Raw genomic sequence first — 23,678 nt, 5'->3', positions numbered from 1 at the left:
AACATGGTTTCGCTTCCACACACCGCTTACTCACACAGGAGTTGATATGAAGAAAACCGTACTCGCCCTCACGCTGCTCTGCACCCTCGGCCTCGCGGCCACGGCCCTCGCCGGTTCATTCAACCTGGCCGCACTGGAAGCCCAGGCCGCCAAGGGCGTGCCCCAAGGGCAGAAGATCGCATCCGGCGCGGACGATCTCAGCGCCTTCGTCAGCCTGCAGACCGAGGAATGGAATTACCAGTTCACCCTGTCCACGGACAAGGAGCCGGGAATGACCGGCGCGCAGCCCGTGTTCTACAAAAGGCTAAACGGCTTCTTTTTCGAACCCGGCATCCCCGGTTCCGGCGGACTCATGATCCTGCTCGACTGCGGCAAGACCCTGACCATCCTCTGTATGCCCGCCCGGATCAGCGATGCGGAAATCTCCCTTGAGGACATGACCGCCATCGCCGACAGAATGGACCTCGGCGCGCTCAAGTAGGCCCGCCGGGAGGCGATATCCGCCCTGTCCCCCGGGCCCGGAATTTGGTACCCTGAACCCAAGAACGAAAGGAGTATCCACAATGCCCACCATCAAAGTCAAAGGCATGAGCTGCCGGCACTGCGTCAAATCCGTCACCGAAGCCATGGAGAAACTGGGCGCCAGGGACGTGTCCATCGACCTCCTGTCCGGCGACGTGACCTTCACGGAAGACGCCCCTATCGACACGGACGCCATCAAGGAGGCCATCACCAGGATCGGCTTCGAATACGTGGGCTAGCGCCCGCCAACGCACAAGAAAAGCCCCGACCGCAAGGCCGGGGCTTTTTCATTTCAGACAAACGGGCCGGTCACTCGTAGGCCAGGGCCACTTCGGCCTGGATGGCCTCGGACAGGCTGTGCCCGTTCCGCTCCATCTCCCGTGCCGAATGCATGCCGGTGACGCTGCCGTTGCGGTAGACCACCACTGATTCGGCAAAGGCCTGGGCCTCGTCCGAGTCGTGGGTGACCATGACCATGGGGATGTCGAAGGTGCGCAGGATGCGGGACAACTCCTCGCGCATGCGGATGCGCAGGGGCTGGTCCAGGGCGGACAGCGGCTCGTCCAGGAGCAGGGCCTGGGGCGAGGTGGCCAGGGCGCGGGCCAGGGCCGTGCGCTGCTGCTGGCCGCCGGACAGGGTGGACGGCTTCTGCCCGGCCACGCCGGTCAGGCCGAAGACGTCCATCAGCTCCGCCACCCGCGCGTGGTCGGCCCCGGTCAGCCGCCCCAGGAGGGGTTTCAGGCCGAAGCCGATGTTGTCGCGCACGGAGAGATGCGGGAACAGGGCGTAGTCCTGGAACACATAGCCCACGTTGCGCTTCCTGGCCGGGACGTTGATCCCCTTTGCGGAATCAAAGACCGCCCTGCCGTCGAGCCTGATGCACCCCGAATCCGGGGTGAGGATGCCCGCGACGGCCTGCAGGGTCAGGGTCTTGCCCGAGCCGGAAGGCCCGAACAGCACCAGGGCGCTGTCCGAGGTCTCGAAGGCGGCGCAAAGGAGGAACTCCTCCTTCCCGCACCGCATCCGCTTTTGTATGTCGACTTCAAATCGCACTATTACGGCCTCTTGAAACCCCTGCCTTCCAGCAGTTTGATTCCCTCTTCACTGCGCACGAACTGCACAAAGGCCCGGGCCATGGCAGGATCGGTGGCTTCCTTGAGCACGGAGACGGGGTAGGTCACGGGCTTCTCCAGGGGGATTTCCTCGACGATCAGAATCCTGTCGCCGCCCTTGACCGCATCCGTGCGGTACACGAACCCGCAGTCTATCTCGCCGCGCTTCAGGTAGTCCAGCACCTGGCGCACGGATTCGCCGAAGATCATCTTGGGCTTGAGCGCATTGTACAGGTCCTTGGCCTCCAGCGCGCCCTTGGCGTACTGGCCGGCGGGCACGGTCTCGGGGGTGCCGATGCCGATGGAGCCGACCTTGGAGGCGGAGAGGTCGCCCAGGGACCTGACGCCGGCCGGGTTGTCTGCCGGGACCGCCAGGACCAGTGAATTATGGGCGAACACCTGGACGTCGGCGAGATCGACGAACCCCTTGTCCACGGCCTTGTTCATCCATTTCGGGTTGGCCGAGGCGTACACGTCGGCCGGAGCGCCCTGCTCGATCTGGCGATACAGGGCACCGGAGGAGGCGAAGTTCATGACCACGTCCACGCCGGGATGGGCCTTTTCAAATGCGGGCTCGATATCGCTGAAGGCGTCGGTCAGGCTGGCTGCGGCCGAGACGATCAGCTCCTGCGCACAGGCGGCGGAAACGGTCCCGACGACCAGGACCAGGGACAGAAGGGCGACGACAAAGGGGTTGCGGCGTTGCATGGGTATCTCCTTGTGAAATGGTTAGTAACGGGGTTGCAGCAATTTGCCGGTGGCCATGAGGATGATCACGCAGACGATGCTGATGACCAGCACCAGAGTGTTGGCCAGGCCGTCGTTCCCGGCCTGGACGGCGGAATAGACTGCCAGGGACAGGGTCTGGGTCCTGCCGGGCAGGTTGCCCGCCACCATGAGCGTGGCCCCGAACTCGCCCATGGCCCGGGCAAAGGCGAGCATGGTCCCGGAGAGGATGCCCCGGAAGGCCAGCGGGAACGATACCCGCAGGAACACGGCCAACTCCCCCTGGCCCATGGTGCGGGCGGCGTCCTCATACTGCCCGCCCACCCCTTCCAGGGCGGCCCGGGCCGACTTGAACACCAGGGGGAAGGCCACCACGGCGGCGGCGATGACCGCGCCCTGCCAGGTGAACATCAGCCGGATGCCGAAGTTCTCCAGCAACCACTCGCCCAGGACGCCCTTCCTGCCGATGAACACCAGCAGGTAGTACCCGAGCACCGTGGGCGGCATGACCATGGGCAGGGTGCAGATCGCGTCCACGAAATCCCGGCAGGGAAAGGACCGCCGGGACAGGAAATATGCGGCGGCCACGCCGAAGACGAGGGCCGCCGCGGTTGCCAGGGAGGCCACCTTGAGGGTCAGCAGCAAGGGGCCGGTAAAGGCCGTATCGGTAAAATCGAGCCAGATCAGATTCATTGTCTCTTCCAATGGGTAGCTACTCTCGCGGTCGCGCCGCCACAAAGACGCCCCGACCAAAGGCAACGGGCATCCTTCAGAATGCAGTCAATACGACAACCTTAGAGAATTGTTTATATTGTCACGCTTGTACCCAAAGGCGTGACTGTCGGGGGGCCGCCTGCGGCGGCAAGGGGAAAACCACGGCCGACCGGGACGGGCGCCGTGTGGAAGGGGTCGCGGCTATTCCAGAGGCAGCTTCCCCTGGATCGCGCCTTCCAGGCGGAGGAGGTATTCCTTCATGTCCACGCCGCCGGAGCCGGAAAAGCCGGTCATGGCCCCGTTTGCGCCGACCACGCGGTGGCAGGGATAGAGGAGCGGGAAGGGATTGGTGGCCATGGCGCGGCCCACGGCCTGAGCCCCGCCGGGCCGGTCCAGGCGTTCGGCCATCTCGCCGTAGGTGCGGACGGTGCCGGACGGGATGCGCCGCAGCTCGTCGAGGGCCGCCTGCTGGAACGTCGTGAGTCGGGTCAGGTCGAACGGCAGGTCCGGCCAGTGCGGGTCCTTGCCTGCCTCGTACCGGGCAAGGGCCTCCTTCAGGCCGAGGGCCTGGGGCGTGGGGGCGGGCGACTCCTCCACCTCGTCGGCCCAATAAATCTGCACCGCCACGATCTCACCGGCCTTCCAGCACAGGGACAGGGCGAGCTTGCCGCCCCTGACGATTTCCATCCGGTCGCATTCCGTCTTCTTCATGACTCTCCTCCCTCGTGATTCGGATCAAACCAAGGGGCCGGGCCGTCCTCGGCCCCGTTTCCCCTGCCCTGCCACACGTCGTACCTGTTGAAATGCTCGCGCACCAGGTTGTGCAGCCGCCGCATGTTGGCCGCCCAGTCGGGGGCCAACAGCTCTCCCTGGGCCGGGTTGCCGTTGAGGCGGTGGACAACGATGCGCGGATCAAGGCGCATGAGGGCCGCCGACAGCCAGGCGAGGTACTCGTCCAGGGTGGGCGGCGCGTACCGCCCCTCCTCGAGCCAGCGGGCCAGCCTCGTTCCCCGGCACACGTACACGTTGTGGAACTTGATGCCGTGCACGGGCAGCCGGTTGAGGAACTCCACGGTGGCCAGCAGTTCGGCCTCCCCCTCCCGTCCGTCCGGCGAGGGCAGCCCGGCCATGACGTGGGCCACGACCAGCAGGCCGCGTTCGGCGGCGGCTTCGGCAGCCTCGGCAAAACTGGCGACGTCGTGACCCCGGTTGATATGCCTGAGCGTGGCGTCGTCAGCGGATTGCAGCCCCAGCTCCAGGAAAACCGCGTCCAGGCCAAGGGCTTCCTTCTGGTCGGCCAGCAGATCGAGCTTGGCCGCATCCAGGCAGTCGGGGCGGGTGCCCAGCGCCAGGCTGGCCATGCCGGGCAGTCCGCGCATTTCCTTGAGAATCGCAGCCAGCTTTTCGATGGGACCGTGTGTGTTGGAATAGGACTGGAGGTAACCTGTGAATTGATCGATCCCCTGTTTTTTCACGTGAATGTCACGCCAGAAATCCCACTGTTCGGGTATTGACAGGCCCCTCGTGCCCAACCCTGATCCCGACCCCGCCGGGTTGCAGAAAACGCACCCCTCGGAGGACAGGGAGCCGTCCCGGTTGGGACAGGAAAAACCCGCGTCCAGGGGGATTTTCCTGACCCGTTTGCCGAAATGGTGGCGCATGAAGGCGGACAGACCGTAAAATCGAAACATTTTTATTTAGAAAATGTTGAGAAAAAGTTCATAAACCGGGCTGAACGTGTTGCTAGAGCGGGTTTCATTTGGTACGAATCGTCAATTGAAATTGTACGCTAGCGCACTTGTCCTCTCTTGGAAAGCGCGCAATACGAATAGGGATGTGAATCTGTTTCGACGTGAACGGGGGATGCATGGGTAGCCTGCTCAACAAAATTATCGGCTCTTTTTCCAACGATCTTGCCATTGACCTGGGCACAGCCAACACGCTGGTCTACGTCAAGGGCAAGGGCGTGATGCTCTCGGAGCCGTCAGTGGTGGCCGTGAAAAAGGACTCGCGCGGCGGCAAAACCGTCCTGGCCGTGGGTGCCGAGGCCAAGAAGATGCTCGGGCGCACGCCCGGGAACATCGTGGCCATCCGGCCCATGAAGGACGGCGTCATCGCCGACTTCGAAGTCACGGAGGCCATGCTCAGGCACTTCATCTCCAAGGTCCACAACTCCCGCAGGCTGGTCCGGCCCCGGATCATGATCTGCGTGCCCACGGGCATCACCCAGGTGGAAAAGCGCGCGGTCAAGGAATCGGCGCAATCCGCCGGTGCCCGCGAGGTCTATCTCATCGAGGAGCCCATGGCCGCCGCCATCGGCGCCAACCTGCCCATTACCGAACCGACCTCCAACATGATCGTGGACATCGGCGGCGGCACCACCGAGATCGCGGTCATCTCCCTGTCCGGCATCGTCTACGCCCGCAGTGTCCGCATCGGCGGCGACAAGATGGACGAGGCGATCATGCAGCACGTCAAGCGCAAGTACAACATGCTCATCGGCGAATCCACGGCGGAACAGATCAAGATCCACATCGGCTCGGCCTATCCCCTGGGCGACGAGGAGCCGGTCATGGAAGTCAAGGGCCGCGACCTGGTCACCGGCATCCCGCAGAACCGGCCCATCACCGCCGAGGAGGTCCGCGAGGCCATCTCCGAGCAGGTGGAGGGCATTGTCCAGGGCGTGCGCATCGCACTGGAGCAGACCCCGCCCGAACTGGCGGCGGACATCGTGGACCGGGGCATCGTCCTGACCGGCGGCGGCGCGCTGCTCAAGGGCCTGGACCAGTTGCTCCAGCACGAGACCCAGCTGCCCATCACCGTGGTGGAGGACCCGCTGACCGCGGTCGTGCTCGGCTCGGGCAAGGCGCTGGACAACATCGACCTGTACAAGGACATCACCACAGACTAGCCCGTGAGAAGCGCGGCACCCAGGTAACCGGGACATGACGAAGCCCAAACGCATAGCCATACTCATCGTGGCGGGGCTTTTCGTGTACCTGAGCCTGTACACCTGGAACCTCCGCACCGGGCATCTCGACGCCCTGTCCTCGTACACGGGCCTGGATATCTCCGGCACGGTCCTGCGCCCGGGCATCTGGGTCTCGGACAAGGTGGCCGAGTTCTGGAACCGGTACATCTACCTGGTGGGCCTGAAGCAGGAGAACGACGCCCTCAAGGAAGAGGCGGCCGCACTGCGCGGGGCCAACATGCTCCTGCGCTCCAGGGCCGAATCCGCTGCCCGGTTCGAAAAACTGCTCGCCTTTGTTCCCCCCGGCCAATGGACCTTCTCGGGCATGCGCGTCATCGGACACCGCATGGGGCCCGCCGGGTCCCTGTCCACCCTGACCGTGGACAGGGGGACCACCTCGGGCGTGGCGGAAGACATGCCCGTGGCCGGACTGGACGGGATTGTCGGCCGCATCCTGCGCACCGGGGCCGCGACCTCAACGGTCCTGCTCCTGACCGACCCCAACAGCTCCATCGCGGTCATGGGCGCGCACAACCGCTCGCCGGGCATGCTCGCAGGCCAGGGATACGGCAAGCCGCTCATGCTCCGCTACATCAACCAGAACGCCATCATCGATCCGAACGAACTGCTCCTCTCCTCGGGACTGTCCGGCATCTACCCCAAGGGGCTGCCCGTGGCCCGGGTGACCAAGATTCAGCGTTCCGACATCTCCCTTTTCCTGACCGTCCAGGCCGAACCGCTGGTGGACATGGCCGGTCTGGAGGAGGTCCTGCTGCTCAAGCGCGAGGCGGCCCCGGAGAGCGGATCGCCCACCCGGCCCGCCAGCACGGAGGACGCCGGTGCTGACGACCAATAATCTTTTCGCCGTCCTCTGGTGGGCGACCTATACCGCCATCGGGGTCTGGGCCCACCGCACCATCCCGGGCATCGACTTTTTCGCCCCCGGCCTCATCCTCTCCCTGGAGGAGCAGGGGGGCCAACGCTCGGCCCTGCTCGCCCTGATCTGGATACTGCTCATCGAGGGCATGGGCTCCCTGCCCTTCGGCTACGGCCTGGCCTGGTACGGGCTGCTCACGACCATGTTCTTCATGGGCCGCTGGCTGTTCGAGGGGCGGTCCATCCTGTTCATGGGCATCCTCGGATTGGGGCTCGGCGTGCTCCACCCCGTCCTGACCTGGGGGCTTTCCTCCCTGGCCAACCTCCGGGTGGTCATGGAGCCCGTGATCCTGGAGGGCGCCGTGCAGGCCGTGGCCTTCCCCGCCATCTGGCTTCTGGCCGACAACCTCTTCCCCAAAAGGCTGAGGCAGGATGCCAGACCTCTATAACGAAACAGACCAGCAGCCCCCGCGCTCGGGCCTGCTCCTGCTCCAGGCGCTCATCCTGGGACTCTTCTGCCTGTTCTCCATCCGCCTCTGGTACCTGCAGATTCACCGGGGCGAGGACTACGCCCGCAAGGCCAAGGAGAACCAGCTCAGGCAGGAATCGATCTTTTCCCCGCGCGGCCTGATCCGCGACCGCAACGGCGACCTGCTGGCCGTGAACGAGCCCGCCTACGCCCTGGGCATCGTGCGCGAGGACTGCCCGGACATCGACAAGGCCATGCACCAGATCGCGGCCTGGACCGGACGCGACTTCTTCGAGCTCAAGGCGTTCTACGACAAGAACAAGAAACGGGTGAAACCGTTCGAGCCGCTGATCCTCATCCCGGACCTGACCTTCGGCCAGCTCGCCCTGCTCGAGACCAACAAGCTCCGCTGGCCCGGCCTGGAAATCCAGTTCCGGCCCCGCCGACTCTACAGGTACGGCACGCTGCTGGCCCACGTTCTCGGCTACGTGGCCGAGGCCAACGAGGAGGAGCTGGAGAAGAACCCGGGCCTGGCCCTGGGCGACTACGTGGGCAAGCAGGGCATCGAGTTCATGCTTGAAGACCGCATGCGCGGGGCCAAGGGGCTGGCCCAGTACGAGGTGGACGTCAACGGCCGTCGGCTCCAGGAGCGCATCCTCAAGCACCCGCGCGCCGGGCACGAGATATCCCTGTCCCTGGACCTGGGGTTGCAGCAGCTGGCCATGGACTGGCTCGACGAGGAAGCGGGCGGCGTGGCCGTCATGGACGCCGACACCGGCCAGCTCTGGGCCCTGGCAACGGCTCCTTCCTACGACTCCAACGACTTTTCCTCCGGGCTGACGCCCGACCAGTGGGCCAAGCTCAGGGACGACCCGCTCCACCCCATGCAGAACCGCGTCATCCAGTCCGTGTACCCGCCCGGATCGGTGTTCAAACACGTGGTGGCCTCGGCCGGGCTGCACTACGGCATGATCGACCCCCAGGAGACCGTGCTCTGCACCGGGTCCACCCGGCTCGGGCGGCGGGTCTTCCGCTGCTGGCGCAAGGGCGGCCACGGCAACGTCAACCTCGAGCGCGCCCTGATCGAATCCTGCGACGTCTATTTCTATAAGATGGGCAAGAAGCTGACCGTGGACCGCATGGCCGAATTCGCCAACGCCGTGGGCTTCGGCCACAAGACCGGCATCCGGCTGCCCCACGAGAAGGCGGGCAACATCCCGACCCGTGAATGGAAGCGCAAGCGGTTCGGCGAATCCTGGCAGGGCGGCGACAACCTGAACATGGCCATCGGCCAGGGCTACACCCTGGTCACGCCGCTCCAGGTGGCCCGCTTCTTCGCCGGGATACTGAACGGCGGCAAGCTGCTCAAGCCCCTCCTGCTCAAGGACGCCAAAACCGAGGTCCAGGCCGAAGTCCCCCTGACGCCGGACCAGCTCGAACGCATAAAGCGCGCCCTGGTCCAGACCGTGGTCGACGACCACGGCACCTGCCGCAGGCTGCGCACCAAAGACGTGACCGTGGGCGGCAAGACCGGCACGGCCCAAGTGGTCCGGCTCACGGACGAGCTCAAGGAGCTCAAGGACCACGAAATCCCGTACCGCTTCCGCGACCACGCCTGGATGGCCGCCATCGCCGAAAAGGACGGCAAACGGTTCGCCATCGCCGCCCTGGTGGAACACGGCCTGCACGGCGGCTCAGGTGCGGGCCCCGTGGTCAAGGCGGTCATCGACTACCTGTTCAAGGGTGAAATCCGGCTCAAGCCCGAGGAACGAAAGGCCGAGGCCCGGCGCGTGCGCGCCCTTTCCCTGAAATCCCAGAAGGCCGCCGCCCAAAAAAAGGAGAAGCCCGATGCCGATTGACAGACGGCTCCTGCTCTATATCAACTGGCCGCTGCTCGGCATGGCCGTCATCCTCTTCCTGGTGGGCGTGCTCAACCTCTATTCCGCCTCGGGCTTCCGGCTCGAGGGGGGCATGAACCTGGCTCCCTACTACCACCGGCAACTGCTCTGGGGCCTCATGGGGCTGTGCGGCATGACCGTCTTCATGTTCTTCGACTACCGCCACCTGAAGACCCTGGCCTGGCCCCTGTTCTGGATCACCGTGGCCCTGCTGATAGCCGTCTTCTTCATGGGCAAGACCATCTACGGGGCGCGCCGCTGGCTCGACCTCGGGTTCATGAACTTCCAGCCCTCGGAGCTGGCCAAGATCGCCATCCTCATCGTGGGCGCGCGCATTTTGTCCAAGGAGCGCGAACCGCTCGACTTCATCCGGCTGGTATACGTTCTCGGCGTGGGGCTGGTCCTGGCCGGGCTGATCATCAAGCAGCCCGACCTCGGAAGCGGCCTGTCCATCCTGATGATCCTCGGCGGCATGATCCTGTTCCGGGGCGTCACGGCGCGGGTGTTCAAGACCTGCCTGGTGGCCATCCCCGCGCTCATGCCGCTGTCCTGGTTCTTCCTGCACGACTACCAGAAGCAGCGCATCATGACCTTCCTGGACCCGACCACAGACCCCCTGGGCGCGGGCTACCACATCATCCAGTCCGAGATCGCCATCGGCTCCGGCGGGTTCTGGGGCAAAGGGTTCCTCGAAGGCACACAATCCCAGCTGCGCTTCCTGCCGGAGCGGCACACGGACTTCGCCGTGGCCGTGTTCGGCGAGGAGTGGGGATTCGTCGGAACCATGGTCCTGCTCTCCCTTTTCTGCTTCTTTCTCTACCAGATAGTGGTCATCGCACGGGACGCCAGAGGCCTTTTCGGATCGTACCTTGCGGCGGGCGTGTTCTTCTATTTCTTCTGGCAAATCCTGATAAATACGGGTATGGTCCTCGGGCTGATGCCGGTGGTCGGCATCCCCCTTCCATTCATCAGTTACGGGGGCAGCGCGACACTGGTGAATTTTTGCCTTATCGGACTTGTGCTCAATGTTTCCATGCGCCGATTCCTGTTCAAACAGGCGTAAGCGCAAGAATTCACAAACCCGTCTCACACGGCGGGTATTGCAGGAGCGGTTTTCATGGCTAGAGACGAGATAAACGCGTTTTTGGGGGCCGGAACCAACTATCACGGCAAGTTGCATTTCCAGGGTGCGGTGCGCATCGACGGCAACTTCCAGGGTGAGGTGGTGTCCGAAGGAACGCTGGTCATCGGCCAGGAAGCCGTAGTCGACGGGCAGGTCAAGGTGGGCCAGCTCGTCCTTTCCGGCAAGATCAAGGGCGAAGTCGAGGCGAAAACCAAGGTCGTCCTCCATAAGACGGCCAATTTACAGGGGAACATCAGGACGCCTGTCCTGGTTGTCGAGGAAGGTGCAGTGCTGGAAGGCGCGCTCGTCATGGGCGGGGCCAGCATCGCTACGGACGCAAAAACGGAAAAAGACTCCCCTCAGTCGTAACCCGGTCGCGGGACCGCTGTTTTTCCAGCCGGTGCAAAGGCAAAAAGCCTTTGACACAGTGCTGGAAATTGGGTACTTCCCTATGACTTTGCGCCAAAATTCACAACCTCATCGGGGGCATATGGTATGGTAATACCTGATTCAACAATCGTAATCCAAGGGGCCAGCTTCCTTGCGATGATTTTTCTGCTGAATAAGATCCTCATTGATCCTATTCGCACAATCATCAGCAAACGCAAGAAGTTGATGGATGACCAGCTGGAGAAGATCGAAGGCTTCAACACGGGTGCCGCAGACAAGGTGGCGGACTACGAGGCGCAGCTCGCCGAGGCCCGCAAGGAAGCCAACGGCATCCGTAACGCCGCCAAGGACGAAGGTGTGGCCGAAGAGCACGCCCTGATGTCCGTCGCGGGCAAGGAAGCCTCCGGCACCATCCAGGCCGCTCGCACCGAGATTCAGTCTCAGGTCAAGAGCGCCATGGATCAGTTGACCAAGGACGTGGACAAATACGCTGAGCAGGCAACAGGCAAAATCCTGGGCCAGGCTTAGACGAGAGGAGGATTTGATCTTGAAAAGGACAGTGTTTTTTGCGGTCCTGCTGACCGCCCTGGCTATCTCCTCTGTCGCTTTTGCCAGTGCTGAAGGGGGCCATGCAGTTTTCACGGCCGACAACGTGAAGAACTACGGCCTTCGCATCCTGAACTTCGTTATCTTCGCCTTCCTGCTCTACAAGTTTGCCGGAGCCAAGGTGAAGGACTTCTTCGTCGGTCGCCGCGACGGCATCAAGCAGGATCTCGACGATCTGCAGGCACGCCAGGCAGAAGCCGAGAAGAAGCTCAAGGACGTGGAAGCCAGCATCGCCAACATGGCGCAGGAAAAGCAGCAGATCCTGGAAGACGCCAAGGCGCAAGGGGAAAGCATCAAGGCCGCCATCATCGAGAAGGCCAAGAGGGATGCCGAGGCTCTGACCGAACAGGCCCAGCGCACCGCTTCCAACGAAGCCCAGGCCGCCATCGACACCATCCGCGGCGAAATGGCCGAAATGGTGATCGAGGCCGCTCAGAAGATCGTTGCCGAGAAGCTGAGCGCCGAGGACCACGACAAGCTCGTGGATGACTATTTAACAAAGGTGGTGCTCAATTGATCGGTAACGTAGTTTCCCGCCGCTACGCCAAGGCTCTTTTCGCGGTTGGCGCCGCAAAGGGCGAAGCCGAGCAGGCGAAGTACGGCGAGCAGCTTGTCGCCATTGGTGCTTCCATCGAGAGCGCACCTGAGGCAACCGCCTTCTTCCACAACCCGGCGTTCACCGCCGAGGAGAAGAAGGCTGTTTTGAGCAAGCTGGTCCAGAAGGTTTCCGTGGACCAGATGGTCGAGAACTTCTGTAATCTCCTGGCCGACAATGGCCGGGTCGAGATGCTTCCCGCCATCGCTTCGGATTACAAGGCTATGATCGACGCCGTGTCCGGCGTCATCGCTGGTGAACTGATCACCGTAAGCGAACTCTCCGAGGATAGAAAATCTGCAATCCAGGCCAACCTCGAAAAGCAGGCCGGCAAGAAGCTGGAACTGTCTTTCGCCACCGACAAGGACATCCTTGGCGGGATCGTCCTCAAGGTGGGCGACAAGGTTATGGACGCCAGCCTCAAGGCTCAGCTGCAGATTTTGAAAGAAAATATTAAAAGGGGTGAGTAGGGCAATGCAGATCAAAGCAGAAGAAATCAGCAAAATCATTCAGGACCAGATTCAGAATTATGAGTCTCGTGTTGAAATGAGCGAGACCGGTACCGTCCTCTACGTTGGTGACGGTATTGCTCGCGTGCACGGCGTTGAGAACGTCATGGCCATGGAGCTGCTGGAATTCCCCGGCGGCATCAAGGGCATGGTGCTCAACCTGGAAGAGGACAACGTCGGCGTGGCCCTGCTGGGCTCCTGTGCCGGTGTTAAGGAAGGCGACCCGGTCAAGCGTACCGGCCAGATTTACTCCGTGCCCGTCGGCGACGGCGTCATGGGCCGCGTTGTCAACCCCCTGGGCGAGCCCCTGGACGGCTTGGGACCCATCGAGGCCACCGAAGTCCGCCCCGTCGAGCTGAAGGCTCCCGGCATCATCGCCCGTAAGTCCGTTCACGAACCGTGCTACACCGGTCTCAAGGCCATCGACGCCATGACCCCGGTCGGCCGCGGTCAGCGCGAACTGGTCATCGGTGACCGCCAGACCGGCAAGACCGCCGTCTGCGTGGACGCCATCCTGGCCCAGAAGACCACCGACGTGCACTGCTTCTACGTGGCCATCGGCCAGAAGAAGGCATCCGTCGCCCTGGTTGCCGACGTTCTCCGTCAGCACGGCGCAATGGAATACACCACCATCGTCTCCGCCACCGCTTCCGAGCCCGCTCCGCTGCAGTTCATCGCTGCCTACACCGGCGCGACCATGGCAGAGTTCTACCGCGACAACGGCAAGCACGCCCTGATCTGCTACGATGACCTTTCCAAGCAGGCCACCGCTTACCGCGAAATGTCCCTCCTGCTTCGTCGTCCTCCGGGCCGTGAAGCATTCCCCGGCGACGTCTTCTACCTGCACTCCAGGCTCCTGGAACGTTCCTGCAAGGTCAACGACTCCCTCGGCGCCGGTTCCCTGACCGCTCTCCCGGTCATCGAAACCCAGGCCGGTGACGTCTCCGCGTTCATTCCGACCAACGTTATCTCCATTACCGACGGTCAGATCTACCTGGAGCCCAACCTGTTCCTGTCCGGCGTCCGCCCGGCCATCAACGTCGGTCTCTCCGTCTCCCGAGTCGGCGGTTCCGCACAGATCAAGGCCATGAAGCAGGTCGCAGGTACCCTGCGTCTCGACCTCGCCCAGTATCGTGAACTGGCGGCGTTCGCTTCCTTCGGTTCCGATCTGGACAAGGCCACCCAGGCAAAGCTCAACCGCGGCGCCCGCATGGTCGAACTCCTGAAGCAGCCCCAGTACAAGCCGCAGACCGTCCAGGAACAGGTTTCCGTTCTGTATGCCGGCACCCGCGGCTTCCTGGATGACGTTCCGGTCGAAGCCGTCATCAAGTTCGAAGCCGAATTCCTCGACTTCATGAACAACACCAAGTCTGCCGTTCTCGACGCCATCGCCGAGAAGGAAAAGATCGACGACGCCGTCGAAGCTGACCTCAAGGCCGCGATCGAAGAGTTCAAGAAAGGCTTCAGCGCTTAACTAAGGGGTAACTGAATGGCTTCGTTAAGAGACGTCCAAAATCAGATAGTTGGCGTCAAGAAAACCAAGCAGATCACCAAGGCCATGAATATGGTGGCCTCGGCAAAACTGCGCAACGCACAGGAGCGTATCGAACGCTTCCGTCCGTATGCGGACAAGTTTTATGAGATGCTCGGGGACTTGGCGGCCGGCGCTGACGAATCGGTACACCCGCTGCTGGAAGTCCGGGACGAAGTAAAGACCGTGGGCATCATGGTCACCACTTCCGACCGCGGCCTCTGTGGCGCATTCAATGTCAATATCATCAATAAGGCCATGAAACTGGCCAACGAGAAGGCGGCCGAGGGCAAGGCCATCAAGATGTACTGCATCGGCAAGAAAGCCCGTGACGCCTTCAGGAAGACCGACTACGAAATCGTTCGCGCAGAAGCGGACGCCATGACCAACTTCGACTTCACCCTGGCAGCCAGCGTCGGCAACGAGCTGATCGCCGGCTACATCGAGGGCGAACTCGACGAAGTTCATGTCGTGTTCGGTGAATTCGTGAGCATGGCCAAACAGCCGCCCGTCGATCTGACCGTCCTGCCCATGGCAGCCGACGAGGAAGAAGGCGCGGGAGGCAGCTCTGGCGACTACTTGTATGAACCGTCGGTTGAGGGACTGCTCGCAGAGTTGCTTCCTCGTTTCATAAAAGTCCAGGTCTACCGAGGCCTGCTCGACACTTCGTGCTCCGAGCATGCAGCCCGTATGGCTGCCATGGACAACGCCACCAAGGCGTGTGACGAACTGTCGGATAGCCTGACCTTGCTCTACAACAAGACAAGGCAGGCCGCCATTACTGGCGATCTCATGGACATTGTCGGCGGCGTGGAAGCGCTGAAAGGATAAAAGGGGGCTATGAAAATGGCTAATACTGGTAAAATCGTTCAGGTAATCGGCGCCGTCGTCGACGTCGAATTTGCCGAAGGGAATCTTCCCAACATTCTGTCTGCGTTGGAGATTAAAAACCCCAACAACACTGACGCTCCCGTGCTGATCTGCGAATGCGCACAGCACCTGGGTAACAACGTCGTTCGCACCATCGCCATGGACGCCACCGAAGGTCTCGTCCGCGGCATGGCATGCGTCGACCTGGAATCTCCCATCACCGTTCCCGTCGGTTCCGGTTCTCTGGGCCGCATCATGAACGTCGTCGGCGAACCCGTTGACGAACTGGGCGAAGTACCCTGCGAAAAGCGTCTCCCCATTCACCGTGACGCTCCCGCCTTCACCGAACAGTCCACCAAGGTGGAACTGCTCGAAACCGGCATCAAGGTCGTTGACCTGCTCATCCCGTTCCCCAAGGGCGGCAAGATGGGCCTGTTCGGCGGCGCCGGTGTCGGCAAGACCGTTATCCTGATGGAAATGATCAACAACATCGCCAAGCAGCACGGTGGTATCTCCGTGTTCGCCGGTGTTGGTGAGCGTACCCGTGAGGGCAACGACCTTTACCACGAAATGAAGGACGCCGGCGTTCTGGAGAAAGCGGCATTGGTCTACGGCCAGATGAACGAACCTCCGGGAGCCCGTGCTCGTGTTGCTCTGACCGCACTGACCTGCGCAGAGTACTTCCGTGACGAAGAAGGCCAGGACGTGTTGCTCTTCATCGACAACATCTTCCGCTTCACCCAGGCAGGCGCAGAGGTGTCCGCACTTCTCGGCCGCATGCCTTCCGCAGTTGGTTACCAGCCGACCCTGGGCACCGACCTCGGTGGCCTTCAGGAGCGCATCACCTCCACCAACAAGGGTTCGATCACCTCGGTCCAGGCCGTTTACGTCCCCGCCGATGACTTGACCGACCCCGCACCGGCCACCACCTTCGCGCACCTTGACGGTACGCTGGTTCTGTCCCGTCAGATCGCCGAGCTCGGCATCTACCCTGCGGTTGACCCGCTGGACTCCACCTCCCGCATCCTGTCTCCGGATGTCTTGGGCGACGTGCACTACTCCACCGCCCGTGAAGTTCAGTCCGTGCTCCAGAAGTACAAGGACCTGCAGGACATCATCGCCATCCTCGGTATGGACGAACTGTCCGACGACGACAAGCTGACCGTTGCCCGTGCACGCCGCATCCAGCGCTTCCTGTCGCAGCCCTTCCACGTTGCCGAAGTCTTCACCGGCGTCTCCGGCGTCTACGTCAAGACCGAAGACACCGTGCAGGCCTTCCGCGACATCCTGGACGGCAAGTACGACGACCTGCCCGAGCAGGCCTTCTACATGTGCGGTGGTATCGAGGAAGCCATAGAGAAAGCCAAGCAGTAAGCGAGGTAAACAATGGCCAATACTCTGAAGCTCGAGATCGTCACTCCCGACCGGAAAGTCCTTTCCGAGGACGTGGAATACGTGGGCGCACCCGGTATCATGGGTGAATTCGGCGTCCTGCCGAAGCACGTCCCGTTCCTGTCCGCCCTGGGAGTCGGCAATCTCCATTACAAACAGAACGGCAAGGCGCATTACGTCTTCGTCGCCGGTGGATTCGCCGAAGTCAGCAACGACCAGGTCACCATCCTGGCCGAGGTTGCCGAGATGGCCACCGAGATCGACACTGACCGCGCCCAGAAGGCCAAGGAGCGTGCCGAACAGCGCGCTGCCGCCGCCAAGGAAAAGGTCGACGCCGCTCGCAACCAGGCTGCATTGAAGCGGGCTATCTCCCGCATCAACTGCAAGTCCTCCGGCCAAAACGCCGGCACCTGCTAGCCAGACCTGATCCTCACCCTACAAATAAAAGGGCGGTCCCAAACGGGACCGCCCTTTTTACTTTTCCGGCTCCCAAACCGTTGTAGGGCAGCCCCATGAACCATACGGCCATGACCATGGTGCAGAGGCGTACGGAGCCTTTCCAGTTGAAACCAGGAGAGGAGACCCCATGTGTCGGTTTCGGAATCGTGAGAAGCCCAGCCGGGCCATATGCAGGGCAATCAGGGCGGCAACGGATTGCAATGCGGGATAAATAAAGGGCACAGCGCCTCCTCAGGGTATATGCATACCTCAATCCAGCGCAAACGTGTGGTCGGGAAAAGACGGATGGAAGCTACAGTCCGAGCTTGGCCTTGAGAGCTTCCCACACCCGATCCGGCGTGAGTTCCTTCATGCAGCGGAAATGGCCCTCGGGACACTTCCTGGGGCCGTGCAGGCCGCAGGGACGGCAGGAGACATCGGCTTCCAGGACCGTGGAGTGCACGCCGCGCGGGAAAAACCCGAGCTTCTCCACAGTGGGGCCGAACAGGGCCACTAGGGGCACGTCCTGTGTCCAGGCCAGATGCATGGGGCCGGAGTCGTTGGTCAGGTATCCGTCGAGCCGGCCGAGATAGGCGGCCAGTTCCGGCAGGGAGAGCCTGCCCGCAAGATTGATGACCCGCGACGGGTCGGCCAAAGCGCCGTCGACAACCTGCTGCGCCACGCCCTCCTCGCCCGGTCCGGCAAAGACCAGAACGTGCGCGCCGGACTCCACCGCCCTGCGCACGATGTCGCTGAAATACTCCACAGGCCAGCACTTGGTGGGCCATGTGGAACCCGGGTGGATGCCGAGCACCGGGCCGGAAAAGCCCGCCTCCGCCCAAAACGCATCCGCCGCCTCGGTGGCCTGGTCTGCCAGAACCAGCTTCGCCCGGGGGGCCGGGCCTTCAATGCCCAGCGGACGGACCAGCTCCATGAGCCGCTCGATCTCGGCAAGCTCGTCGAACCGCCGGTCCACCGTCTCGGTGTAGGCGAACCGGTTGTACCACGGATGGGAATACCCGATGCGCCGGGTGATGCCGGTGGCTCCGGAAACAAAGGCCGACCGCAGGCTGGCGTGCGCGGATATCCACAGGTCGAACCCCTCGCGACCGATCTCCCAGCCGAGGCGCACCGCCGCGTTCAGGGATTTCTGCTTGCCGCGCTTGGCAAAGGGACGCACCCGCGTGATCTCCGGCTGCCCTTCGAACACCGGCTCCACGCCGCTGCGCACGAAAAAGTCGATTTCGGCACCGGGGAACCGATCCTTGAGCGCCCGCAAAAGGGGCAGGGTCAACACGGCGTCGCCAAGGAAGGCGGTCTGCCAGACACCTATTTTTGTGTATTCCTGCATCGGAATCAGATGTATCCTGTCTGGGATGTTCAGGCAACGGTTGATCTCATCGCCGCATGCCGGTAACCTGTCCGCACCAAAGGAGACACCATGAAATACATCATGTTCGAAGACTTTTCCGGCGCGCCGGTTCCCGTCATATTCCCCAATCGCATCAACTTCGACGAGATGCGCGAGCAGATGCCCTACACCACGGCCCTGTCCGCAGGCTACGTCTCCCTCGGGCCCGAAGGCTTCCGCTGCCACGGCAAGTCCAAGGAACTCGAACTCGAAGCCAACCCCGCCGACGCCGCCGTCATCGCCGACAAGTTCGAAGACGTCACCAGCTAGCCGGGACGAAGCGGTCTACCGCCTCCGGCGGCCGGGGGAAGGGGAGAGGGAAACCTTTTGGCAAAAGGCTTCCCTCTCCCCTTCCCCCGGACCCCCATCCCCTCTTCCTTCCCAAACTTTTTGTAGGCGCATCCGCGCGGTTTTCGGTTAAGGGCAGATGTGCCTCTTTCCTCACGCCGTTTCGACACGCCACTACACGTTATTTCCAATGACGAAAGACGGGGATTGTGGCGTAGGCACCGTCCCGAAGGATTTACGCAAAGTTGCCAGCGGCGCACCGCTGGCAACTTTGCGTGAAGACTTCGGGACTTTCCGTGCGGCCCAAACCAAGGCGCTCTCTCGCCCCGCACGCCCCTCGCCGACAGGCGACCCAAAAAGTTTGGAAGGGGGGTCCAGGGGGGAAACTTTTCCAAAAGTTTCCCCCCTGGCCGCCGGAGGCATCCCCGGCTAGGCGAGTTTTTTCATCAGCCAGGCCATGTTCTTGCCGAGGACGGACATGGTCTCCATGCCTTCCGCGTCGTTCAGGACCTCGCCCTTTTCGCGGCCGAATCCCATGTTCCAGTAGCGGGAGCCGGGCACGACCATCTGATTGATGAAGAAGAATGCGTTCAGGGTGTTGAAGACCTGGATGGCGCCGCCCCGGCGGGCTGCGACCACGCCCGCGCCGACCTTGCGCGCGTACATGGAGTCGTTGACCAGGCCGACCATGCCGACGCGGTCGATGAGCGCGGACATCTCGGTGGAGATGGTGGCGAAATAGGTGGGCGAGCCGAGAATGATGCCGTCCGCCTCGTCCATCTTGGCGATACACTCGTTGACGAAATCATTGTCCACGGCGCAGCGGCGGTCCTTGTTCTCCGCGCACTTGTAGCAGGCGATGCAGCCGTGCATCTTCTTGCCGCCCAGTTCCACCAGTTCGGTCTCGATCCCCTCGGCCTCCAATTCGGCCAGGACCTTGTTGATCATCTCGGCGGTGTTGCCGCCCTTGCGGGCGGAACCGTTGAATGCGACTACTTTCATGGAATTCTCCTAATAGGTGTTGTGGTGAATGCGTTCTTCCAGATACCGGCTCTCGGACCTGGGGGCCTGCGCGGGCCAGCCCAGGGGCGCAAAACCGAGCGGGACGACGTGTTCGGGCAGCTTGAGCAGCTTCCTGAAGGCGGCTACCCGATCCTCCATGGGATAGATGCCGGTCCAGACCCCGCCCAGGCCGAGGCCGTGGGCGGCCAGGAGCAGATTCTCCATGGCTGCGGCGCAGTCCTGCACCCAATACCCCGGGTACTTCTCCTTGGACAGGTCGCCGCAGACCAGGATTCCCAGCGGGGCCTGGAGAACCATCTTGACGTACGGGTGGATGTTCGCCACGCGGTCCAGCACGGCGCGGTCGTCCACCACCACGAACTGCCAGGGCTGGGCATTGCCCGCGCTGGGGGCCATCATGGCCGCGTCCAGGATGTCGCGGATCATCTCCCCGGGCACGGGCCGGTCCTCGAATTTGCGGATGCTGCGCCGGGTGCGCAGGGCTTCCATGATTTCCATATGCATCTCTCCTTGCTTTCCGGTTCCCCGGGGAGTTGTTTACCTCGATCCTCTTTTCTGCTAATGGTTGCAAAAGATCAAGTACGCACTTTCAAGTTCTATAGTTACCAAAAAGATACTGTCATTTCCGGGCCGCCCAAGCGGACGACGAACCGGCGAGGAGTGAGGAATGGGCGGAGACTGCAGCCTGAAGTTCTGTGGAAACAAGAAGTATTATTGCAGCGTGGAACTGACGCTGCAGGTCATCGGCGGCAAGTGGAAGCCGATCATCATCCACCGGCTGGGCAACGACGGGACCCTGCGGTTCAGCGCGGTGAAGCGGTCCATCCCCAACATCACCCAGAAGATGCTGACCCAGCAGCTCAGGGAGCTGGAAGCGGACGGCATCGTGCATCGTGAAGTATACCCCCAAGTGCCGCCCAAGGTCGAGTATTCCCTGACCGGGCTGGGGCAAAGCATCATGCCGGTCATCGAAAACCTCTGCGACTGGGGCCGCAAGTACGAGGACTGGCACGCCGAAAACGTGCCAGCCGCCGCCGTGTGACGACATGCACGAAAAATGTGCAAAATTCTTCCATCAAACGGGCGAGTGATGTATTGTCGGCATCCATACGGAGGTTTGCCATGTCCCGCGACCATACCGCCCCGACCGGGAGCCTGCCCGTGCTCGACCTGGACGGGGCCTGCGAATTCCTTGAACTGACCCGCTCGGAGATCATGGTCCTGGTGCCCCAGGCCATGATCGAGATTCGCGAGAAATTCGAATTGATGCGCCAGGACATCAAGTCCGACACCCTCGGCGACGTCCACCGCCACGCCCATACCATCAAGAGCGTGGCCGCCTCCATCGGCGCCCAATCCGTCCGCCAAACCGCCGAAGCCCTTGAACATCACGCTACCACCCGTACCCCCACCGACTGCCCCCGACTGGCCCAAGCCCTCAACCAGGAAATCGCCTCCTTGTCCCAGGCCATAGCCGCCCTCCCCAAATAATTCCCCCTCCCGCCTTTCTACCTCTCCCCGCGAGGGAAGCGTAGCGCCCCCTCGCCTCTTCTTTCCCTGAAGCGACTTGGGTGCGGCACGCACCCAACAGCGGCTCCCCGCCTCTCCTGGCGAAGAAGCGAAGCGGCCCTTCGCCCTCTTCCCCCCGGTGACCAGAGGCTTTCGAGAGTGGGTCAGATGTGCATTTTCTCGGGCGCAGCCGTACCACAGCCGTACACCCGTACGGCGAGGACAGCGGCAAGCCCGGGAAAATGTGCGGATGGCCCGCTATCGGAAGCCGGCACTCCCCCGGACAAACGAAAGAAAAGCCCCGCCCGGCAACGCCGGACGGGGCTTGATTTCGTTTGTCCGGGGACTACCCCTTGCATTTGTGCTTCAGGGATGTGCCCTCCACCACAAAAACGACCGACTCGGACACGTTGGTGGCCAGGTCGCCGATACGTTCCAGGTGGCGGGCCCCGATGATGGTGTGCACGCCCCGTTCCACGATGCGCGACTCGGTAACCATCTCGCTGACCATCTGGCGCAGGATGGCGATATTCAGGTCGTCGGCCTTGTCGTCCATGCGGCAGACCTGCCCGGCAAGGGAAACGTCGTCGTCCACGTAGGCCTTGAGGGCGTCGGACAGCATGGTCTTGACGGTGACTGCCAGGCTCTCCATCTTGGGGTTGTGCGGCATGGGCGGCCGGGTGGACAGGAAGAGCGCCCGGTGCGCCAGGTTGACGGCCTCGTCGCCGAGGCGCTCCAGGTTCACGACGATGCGCTGGGCGCCGACGATGGTGCGCAGGTCCACGGCCATGGGTTGGTCGAGGGCGAGCAGCTCCAGGCTGAAGTTGTCGATCTCGTCCTCCATCTCGTTGATGACGTCGTCGCCCACGATGACGGACTCGGCCAGATCGGAGTCGTTCTCCAGGTACGCCTTGATGGCCTTGTGCACGGCGGACTCGCTCAGCGCGGCCATGCGCAGGACCATGACCTTGAGGTCCTCGAGTTTCTTGGAAAAATGTGCTCTCTGTTCCATATGGTTGTCCTCTGTCCCGGCCTAGCCGAACCGACCGGTGATGTAGTCCTCGGTCTGCTTGTTGGCCGGGTTGGTGAACATGGTCTTGGTGTCGTCGACCTCAACGAGCTTGCCCATGTAGAAGAACGCGGTGCGATCGGACACGCGGGCGGCCTGCTGCATGGAGTGGGTGACGATGATAATGGTAAATTCCTTCTTCAACTCGTGAATCAGATCCTCGATCTTCTGGGTGGCGATGGGGTCCAGGGCGGACGCGGGCTCGTCCATGAGCAGGACCTCGGGCTCCACGGCAAGGGCGCGGGCGATGCACAGCCGCTGCTGCTGGCCGCCGGACAACCCCAGGGCGGAGGTATGCAGCCGGTCCTTGACCTCGTCCCACAGGGCGGCGCCGAGCAGGGACTCCTCCACCTTCTGCTCCATGAACTGCTTGTCCTTCACGCCGTTCACGCGCAACCCGTAGGCCACGTTCTCGAAAATGGTCTTGGGGAAGGGGTTGGGCTTCTGGAAGACCATGCCGATGCGGCGACGCAGGCTGACCACGTCGATACCCGAGGCATAGATGTCCTCACCGTCCAGGACCATCTTTCCCTGCACCTTGGTGCCCGGGATGAGGTCGTTCATGCGGTTGATGCACCGCAGATACGTGGACTTGCCGCAACCGGACGGCCCGATGAGGGCAGTCACGCGGTTCAGCTCGAATTCGAGGCTGATGTCTTCCAGGGCCTTGAAATCACCGTAGTAAAAATCAAGGTTGGTGGAAGCCACCTTGATGGCGGTCGTCATTGTGTTTCTCCATGACAAAAAAATATGCCGCGCGGCACGCGACCAAACACGACTACCTCCGGGCGGTTACGTTCGAATGACCCGTTTGTTACATTTGCGTGACAGTGGCTGCGGCGTCAAGGGGATTCGACCCTGATCTTCAGAGCCGTCCCGGTTCGGGAGAAGGAAGGGGTCAACCGGCCTTTCGGGGCTGTATTGAAATGAACCACCATCCTCAGCCGGTCCGGATGCTCGCCGATGACGATGTGTTTGACCACGCCCTTGGAGCGGACCACGTTCCCGGTGGCCAGCTTCCACCCCGCGCGCAGGTCGATGACCAGCCGCCGGGGGTTGTCCAGGTTCATGTATGACGTGTCGCCCACCTCCCTGTCCGCCCGGACCGTTATGGTGAAGCCGTCGGCGCTTTCGTCCAGGCTGACGCTCCTGATGGTGCCGGGGCCGGTCTTGGCCACGGGCGCGGGAGCGGGAGCAGGTGCAGGTGCAGGTGCAGGTTCGGGCGCGGGAGCAGTTGCAGGGGCCGGTGCGGGGGTAGGAGAAGGTTCGGCCACGGGAGCCGGTTTCGGGGGTTCCGCCACAGCCTGTTGGGGAACGGTCGATTCGGGCGGCAGGGTCGATTCGCCGTCAATGGCGTCCGGGTCCATGGGCGGGACCGTCTCGCTGCCGTCGGGCAGGACTACGGGCAGGACCGTGAAGTCCACCTCCATGCGCACCTCGTTGCGTACGTCATCCCCGGCCTCGCCCCCCCTGGTCGCGCCCAGGGACGCGTACATGGTGGAAACCAGGAATCCTACGGCCACGCACGCACCAAGGAAGCGGAACCATTGCCCGAATGTTCGCGACATTGCTCACCCTCGTTGAATTTCAGTGTGAGAGATATACTGGAAACGGCCCAAAATGGCAAAGGCCCGGA

Annotated in this window: 29 protein-coding genes; 18 read left to right on the top strand and 11 right to left on the bottom strand. The window is 62.5% G+C overall.

The window, feature by feature from the left end; genetic code table 11:
- The first annotated feature begins 46 nt into the window (after window positions 1-46).
- Both OO730_RS10380 and OO730_RS10375 read left to right on the top strand, forming a co-directional pair.
- Entirely contained in the window at window positions 47-481 is a 435-nt protein-coding gene (locus tag OO730_RS10380; RefSeq protein ID WP_264981397.1) for a hypothetical protein, read from the top strand.
- Between the two features lie 82 nt (window positions 482-563).
- Entirely contained in the window at window positions 564-761 is a 198-nt protein-coding gene (locus OO730_RS10375) for a heavy-metal-associated domain-containing protein (protein WP_264981396.1), read from the top strand.
- 70 nt (window positions 762-831) lie between these two features.
- On the opposite strand, the gene OO730_RS10370 is transcribed toward OO730_RS10375, so the two are convergent.
- The 5 genes from OO730_RS10370 to OO730_RS10350 form a co-directional block, all read right to left on the bottom strand.
- The gene (locus OO730_RS10370; protein WP_264981395.1) at window positions 832-1,575 is read right to left on the bottom strand and encodes an ABC transporter ATP-binding protein; all 744 of its coding nucleotides are present in this window, start codon (window positions 1,573-1,575) and stop codon (window positions 832-834) included.
- Window positions 1,576-1,577: 2 nt separating this feature from the next.
- Complete coding sequence (modA, locus tag OO730_RS10365) at window positions 1,578-2,342, bottom strand: molybdate ABC transporter substrate-binding protein (protein WP_264981394.1); 765 nt, start codon at window positions 2,340-2,342, stop codon at window positions 1,578-1,580.
- Between the two features lie 21 nt (window positions 2,343-2,363).
- Entirely contained in the window at window positions 2,364-3,053 is a 690-nt protein-coding gene (gene modB, locus OO730_RS10360; RefSeq protein ID WP_264981393.1) for a molybdate ABC transporter permease subunit, read from the bottom strand.
- 222 nt (window positions 3,054-3,275) lie between these two features.
- Complete coding sequence (locus tag OO730_RS10355) at window positions 3,276-3,785, bottom strand: methylated-DNA--[protein]-cysteine S-methyltransferase (protein ID WP_264981392.1); 510 nt, start codon at window positions 3,783-3,785, stop codon at window positions 3,276-3,278.
- Window positions 3,782-4,765, bottom strand: a complete 984-nt coding sequence (locus tag OO730_RS10350; protein WP_264981391.1) for a TIGR01212 family radical SAM protein — start codon at window positions 4,763-4,765, stop codon at window positions 3,782-3,784. Before OO730_RS10350 ends, OO730_RS10355 begins: the two co-directional genes overlap by 4 nt.
- 176 nt (window positions 4,766-4,941) lie before the next feature.
- Between OO730_RS10350 and OO730_RS10345 the strand changes: the two genes are divergently transcribed.
- The 13 genes from OO730_RS10345 (at window position 4,942) to OO730_RS10285 (ending at window position 16,721) form a co-directional block, all read left to right on the top strand.
- Window positions 4,942-5,985, top strand: a complete 1,044-nt coding sequence (locus OO730_RS10345) for a rod shape-determining protein (protein ID WP_323373353.1) — start codon at window positions 4,942-4,944, stop codon at window positions 5,983-5,985.
- 34 nt (window positions 5,986-6,019) lie between these two features.
- Entirely contained in the window at window positions 6,020-6,901 is an 882-nt protein-coding gene (mreC, locus tag OO730_RS10340; RefSeq protein ID WP_264981390.1) for a rod shape-determining protein MreC, read from the top strand.
- Window positions 6,885-7,370 carry a hypothetical protein gene (locus OO730_RS10335; RefSeq protein ID WP_264981389.1) on the top strand — a complete coding sequence of 162 codons (486 nt, stop codon included), beginning with the start codon at window positions 6,885-6,887 and terminating at the stop codon, window positions 7,368-7,370. Before mreC ends, OO730_RS10335 begins: the two co-directional genes overlap by 17 nt.
- Window positions 7,354-9,249 (top strand): penicillin-binding protein 2, encoded by a 1,896-nt coding sequence (gene mrdA / locus OO730_RS10330; protein ID WP_264981388.1) that lies wholly within the window; start codon window positions 7,354-7,356, stop codon window positions 9,247-9,249. Before OO730_RS10335 ends, mrdA begins: the two co-directional genes overlap by 17 nt.
- Complete coding sequence (gene rodA / locus OO730_RS10325) at window positions 9,239-10,351, top strand: rod shape-determining protein RodA (RefSeq protein ID WP_264981387.1); 1,113 nt, start codon at window positions 9,239-9,241, stop codon at window positions 10,349-10,351. Before mrdA ends, rodA begins: the two co-directional genes overlap by 11 nt.
- Before the next feature lie 54 nt (window positions 10,352-10,405).
- A complete protein-coding gene (locus OO730_RS10320; protein WP_264981386.1) occupies window positions 10,406-10,780 on the top strand; it encodes a bactofilin family protein in 375 nt (124 codons plus the stop codon).
- 126 nt (window positions 10,781-10,906) lie between these two features.
- A complete protein-coding gene (locus OO730_RS10315) occupies window positions 10,907-11,329 on the top strand; it encodes an ATP synthase F0 subunit B (protein ID WP_264981385.1) in 423 nt (140 codons plus the stop codon).
- A 19-nt stretch (window positions 11,330-11,348) separates the two neighbouring features.
- Window positions 11,349-11,924 carry a F0F1 ATP synthase subunit B gene (gene atpF, locus OO730_RS10310; RefSeq protein WP_264981384.1) on the top strand — a complete coding sequence of 192 codons (576 nt, stop codon included), beginning with the start codon at window positions 11,349-11,351 and terminating at the stop codon, window positions 11,922-11,924.
- Window positions 11,921-12,472, top strand: coding sequence for an ATP synthase F1 subunit delta (atpH, locus tag OO730_RS10305; protein WP_264981383.1), 552 nt, complete (start codon window positions 11,921-11,923; stop codon window positions 12,470-12,472). Before atpF ends, atpH begins: the two co-directional genes overlap by 4 nt.
- 4 nt (window positions 12,473-12,476) lie before the next feature.
- The gene (gene atpA / locus OO730_RS10300) at window positions 12,477-13,985 is read left to right on the top strand and encodes a F0F1 ATP synthase subunit alpha (RefSeq protein ID WP_264981382.1); all 1,509 of its coding nucleotides are present in this window, start codon (window positions 12,477-12,479) and stop codon (window positions 13,983-13,985) included.
- Window positions 13,986-14,000: 15 nt separating this feature from the next.
- Window positions 14,001-14,873, top strand: coding sequence for a F0F1 ATP synthase subunit gamma (locus OO730_RS10295; protein ID WP_264981381.1), 873 nt, complete (start codon window positions 14,001-14,003; stop codon window positions 14,871-14,873).
- Window positions 14,874-14,888: 15 nt separating this feature from the next.
- Window positions 14,889-16,286: a F0F1 ATP synthase subunit beta gene (gene atpD, locus OO730_RS10290; RefSeq protein WP_264981380.1), complete on the top strand. Its 1,398-nt coding sequence runs from the start codon at window positions 14,889-14,891 to the stop codon at window positions 16,284-16,286.
- Window positions 16,287-16,298: 12 nt separating this feature from the next.
- Window positions 16,299-16,721, top strand: a complete 423-nt coding sequence (locus OO730_RS10285) for a F0F1 ATP synthase subunit epsilon (RefSeq protein WP_264981379.1) — start codon at window positions 16,299-16,301, stop codon at window positions 16,719-16,721.
- A gap of 334 nt (window positions 16,722-17,055) precedes the next feature.
- On the opposite strand, the gene waaF is transcribed toward OO730_RS10285, so the two are convergent.
- Window positions 17,056-18,093 carry a lipopolysaccharide heptosyltransferase II gene (gene waaF / locus OO730_RS10280; protein WP_264981378.1) on the bottom strand — a complete coding sequence of 346 codons (1,038 nt, stop codon included), beginning with the start codon at window positions 18,091-18,093 and terminating at the stop codon, window positions 17,056-17,058.
- Between the two features lie 90 nt (window positions 18,094-18,183).
- Here waaF and OO730_RS10275 point away from each other — a divergent pair, with 90 nt between their 5' ends.
- Window positions 18,184-18,423, top strand: coding sequence for a hypothetical protein (locus OO730_RS10275; RefSeq protein ID WP_264981377.1), 240 nt, complete (start codon window positions 18,184-18,186; stop codon window positions 18,421-18,423).
- A 447-nt stretch (window positions 18,424-18,870) separates the two neighbouring features.
- Here the strand turns inward: OO730_RS10275 and OO730_RS10270 are convergent, their stop codons facing one another.
- Together OO730_RS10270 and OO730_RS10265 are read right to left on the bottom strand one after the other, a co-directional pair.
- On the bottom strand, window positions 18,871-19,443 hold the full coding sequence (locus OO730_RS10270; protein ID WP_264981376.1) for a flavodoxin family protein: 573 nt from the start codon (window positions 19,441-19,443) through the stop codon (window positions 18,871-18,873).
- Between the two features lie 9 nt (window positions 19,444-19,452).
- Window positions 19,453-19,962 (bottom strand): nitroreductase family protein, encoded by a 510-nt coding sequence (locus tag OO730_RS10265; RefSeq protein ID WP_264981375.1) that lies wholly within the window; start codon window positions 19,960-19,962, stop codon window positions 19,453-19,455.
- Between the two features lie 169 nt (window positions 19,963-20,131).
- On the opposite strand from OO730_RS10265, the gene OO730_RS10260 reads away from it, so the two are divergent.
- A complete protein-coding gene (locus tag OO730_RS10260) occupies window positions 20,132-20,506 on the top strand; it encodes a winged helix-turn-helix transcriptional regulator (protein WP_264981374.1) in 375 nt (124 codons plus the stop codon).
- An 80-nt stretch (window positions 20,507-20,586) separates the two neighbouring features.
- Window positions 20,587-20,955 (top strand): Hpt domain-containing protein, encoded by a 369-nt coding sequence (locus OO730_RS10255; protein WP_264981373.1) that lies wholly within the window; start codon window positions 20,587-20,589, stop codon window positions 20,953-20,955.
- Window positions 20,956-21,319: 364 nt separating this feature from the next.
- Here the strand turns inward: OO730_RS10255 and phoU are convergent, their stop codons facing one another.
- From phoU to OO730_RS10240, 3 genes are all read right to left on the bottom strand, one after another.
- Window positions 21,320-21,985: a phosphate signaling complex protein PhoU gene (phoU, locus tag OO730_RS10250; protein WP_264981372.1), complete on the bottom strand. Its 666-nt coding sequence runs from the start codon at window positions 21,983-21,985 to the stop codon at window positions 21,320-21,322.
- A 21-nt stretch (window positions 21,986-22,006) separates the two neighbouring features.
- Window positions 22,007-22,768: a phosphate ABC transporter ATP-binding protein PstB gene (pstB, locus tag OO730_RS10245; RefSeq protein ID WP_264981371.1), complete on the bottom strand. Its 762-nt coding sequence runs from the start codon at window positions 22,766-22,768 to the stop codon at window positions 22,007-22,009.
- 116 nt (window positions 22,769-22,884) lie between these two features.
- Entirely contained in the window at window positions 22,885-23,610 is a 726-nt protein-coding gene (locus OO730_RS10240; RefSeq protein ID WP_264981370.1) for an AMIN domain-containing protein, read from the bottom strand.
- Window positions 23,611-23,678 lie beyond the last annotated feature (68 nt).

The sequence above is a fragment of the Pseudodesulfovibrio portus genome (assembly GCF_026000375.1).
In the GTDB taxonomy this organism is placed as follows: domain Bacteria; phylum Desulfobacterota; class Desulfovibrionia; order Desulfovibrionales; family Desulfovibrionaceae; genus Pseudodesulfovibrio; species Pseudodesulfovibrio portus.
The sequence above is the reverse complement of the archived record's forward strand: the minus strand, read 5'-3'. Positions and strand labels throughout refer to the sequence as shown.

Coding starts and splice junctions, on each gene's coding strand:
- OO730_RS10380 (WP_264981397.1), top strand. CDS start 47: ATGAAGAAAACCGTACTCGCCCTCACGCTGCTCTGCACCCTCGGCCTC.
- OO730_RS10375 (WP_264981396.1), top strand. CDS start 564: ATGCCCACCATCAAAGTCAAAGGCATGAGCTGCCGGCACTGCGTCAAA.
- modA (WP_264981394.1), bottom strand. CDS start 2,342: ATGCAACGCCGCAACCCCTTTGTCGTCGCCCTTCTGTCCCTGGTCCTG.
- modB (WP_264981393.1), bottom strand. CDS start 3,053: ATGAATCTGATCTGGCTCGATTTTACCGATACGGCCTTTACCGGCCCC.
- OO730_RS10355 (WP_264981392.1), bottom strand. CDS start 3,785: ATGAAGAAGACGGAATGCGACCGGATGGAAATCGTCAGGGGCGGCAAG.
- OO730_RS10350 (WP_264981391.1), bottom strand. CDS start 4,765: ATGTTTCGATTTTACGGTCTGTCCGCCTTCATGCGCCACCATTTCGGC.
- OO730_RS10345 (WP_323373353.1), top strand. CDS start 4,942: ATGGGTAGCCTGCTCAACAAAATTATCGGCTCTTTTTCCAACGATCTT.
- mreC (WP_264981390.1), top strand. CDS start 6,020: ATGACGAAGCCCAAACGCATAGCCATACTCATCGTGGCGGGGCTTTTC.
- mrdA (WP_264981388.1), top strand. CDS start 7,354: ATGCCAGACCTCTATAACGAAACAGACCAGCAGCCCCCGCGCTCGGGC.
- rodA (WP_264981387.1), top strand. CDS start 9,239: ATGCCGATTGACAGACGGCTCCTGCTCTATATCAACTGGCCGCTGCTC.
- OO730_RS10320 (WP_264981386.1), top strand. CDS start 10,406: ATGGCTAGAGACGAGATAAACGCGTTTTTGGGGGCCGGAACCAACTAT.
- OO730_RS10315 (WP_264981385.1), top strand. CDS start 10,907: ATGGTAATACCTGATTCAACAATCGTAATCCAAGGGGCCAGCTTCCTT.
- atpA (WP_264981382.1), top strand. CDS start 12,477: ATGCAGATCAAAGCAGAAGAAATCAGCAAAATCATTCAGGACCAGATT.
- OO730_RS10295 (WP_264981381.1), top strand. CDS start 14,001: ATGGCTTCGTTAAGAGACGTCCAAAATCAGATAGTTGGCGTCAAGAAA.
- atpD (WP_264981380.1), top strand. CDS start 14,889: ATGGCTAATACTGGTAAAATCGTTCAGGTAATCGGCGCCGTCGTCGAC.
- OO730_RS10285 (WP_264981379.1), top strand. CDS start 16,299: ATGGCCAATACTCTGAAGCTCGAGATCGTCACTCCCGACCGGAAAGTC.
- waaF (WP_264981378.1), bottom strand. CDS start 18,093: ATGCAGGAATACACAAAAATAGGTGTCTGGCAGACCGCCTTCCTTGGC.
- OO730_RS10275 (WP_264981377.1), top strand. CDS start 18,184: ATGAAATACATCATGTTCGAAGACTTTTCCGGCGCGCCGGTTCCCGTC.
- OO730_RS10270 (WP_264981376.1), bottom strand. CDS start 19,443: ATGAAAGTAGTCGCATTCAACGGTTCCGCCCGCAAGGGCGGCAACACC.
- OO730_RS10265 (WP_264981375.1), bottom strand. CDS start 19,962: ATGGAAATCATGGAAGCCCTGCGCACCCGGCGCAGCATCCGCAAATTC.
- OO730_RS10260 (WP_264981374.1), top strand. CDS start 20,132: ATGGGCGGAGACTGCAGCCTGAAGTTCTGTGGAAACAAGAAGTATTAT.
- OO730_RS10255 (WP_264981373.1), top strand. CDS start 20,587: ATGTCCCGCGACCATACCGCCCCGACCGGGAGCCTGCCCGTGCTCGAC.
- phoU (WP_264981372.1), bottom strand. CDS start 21,985: ATGGAACAGAGAGCACATTTTTCCAAGAAACTCGAGGACCTCAAGGTC.
- pstB (WP_264981371.1), bottom strand. CDS start 22,768: ATGACGACCGCCATCAAGGTGGCTTCCACCAACCTTGATTTTTACTAC.
- OO730_RS10240 (WP_264981370.1), bottom strand. CDS start 23,610: ATGTCGCGAACATTCGGGCAATGGTTCCGCTTCCTTGGTGCGTGCGTG.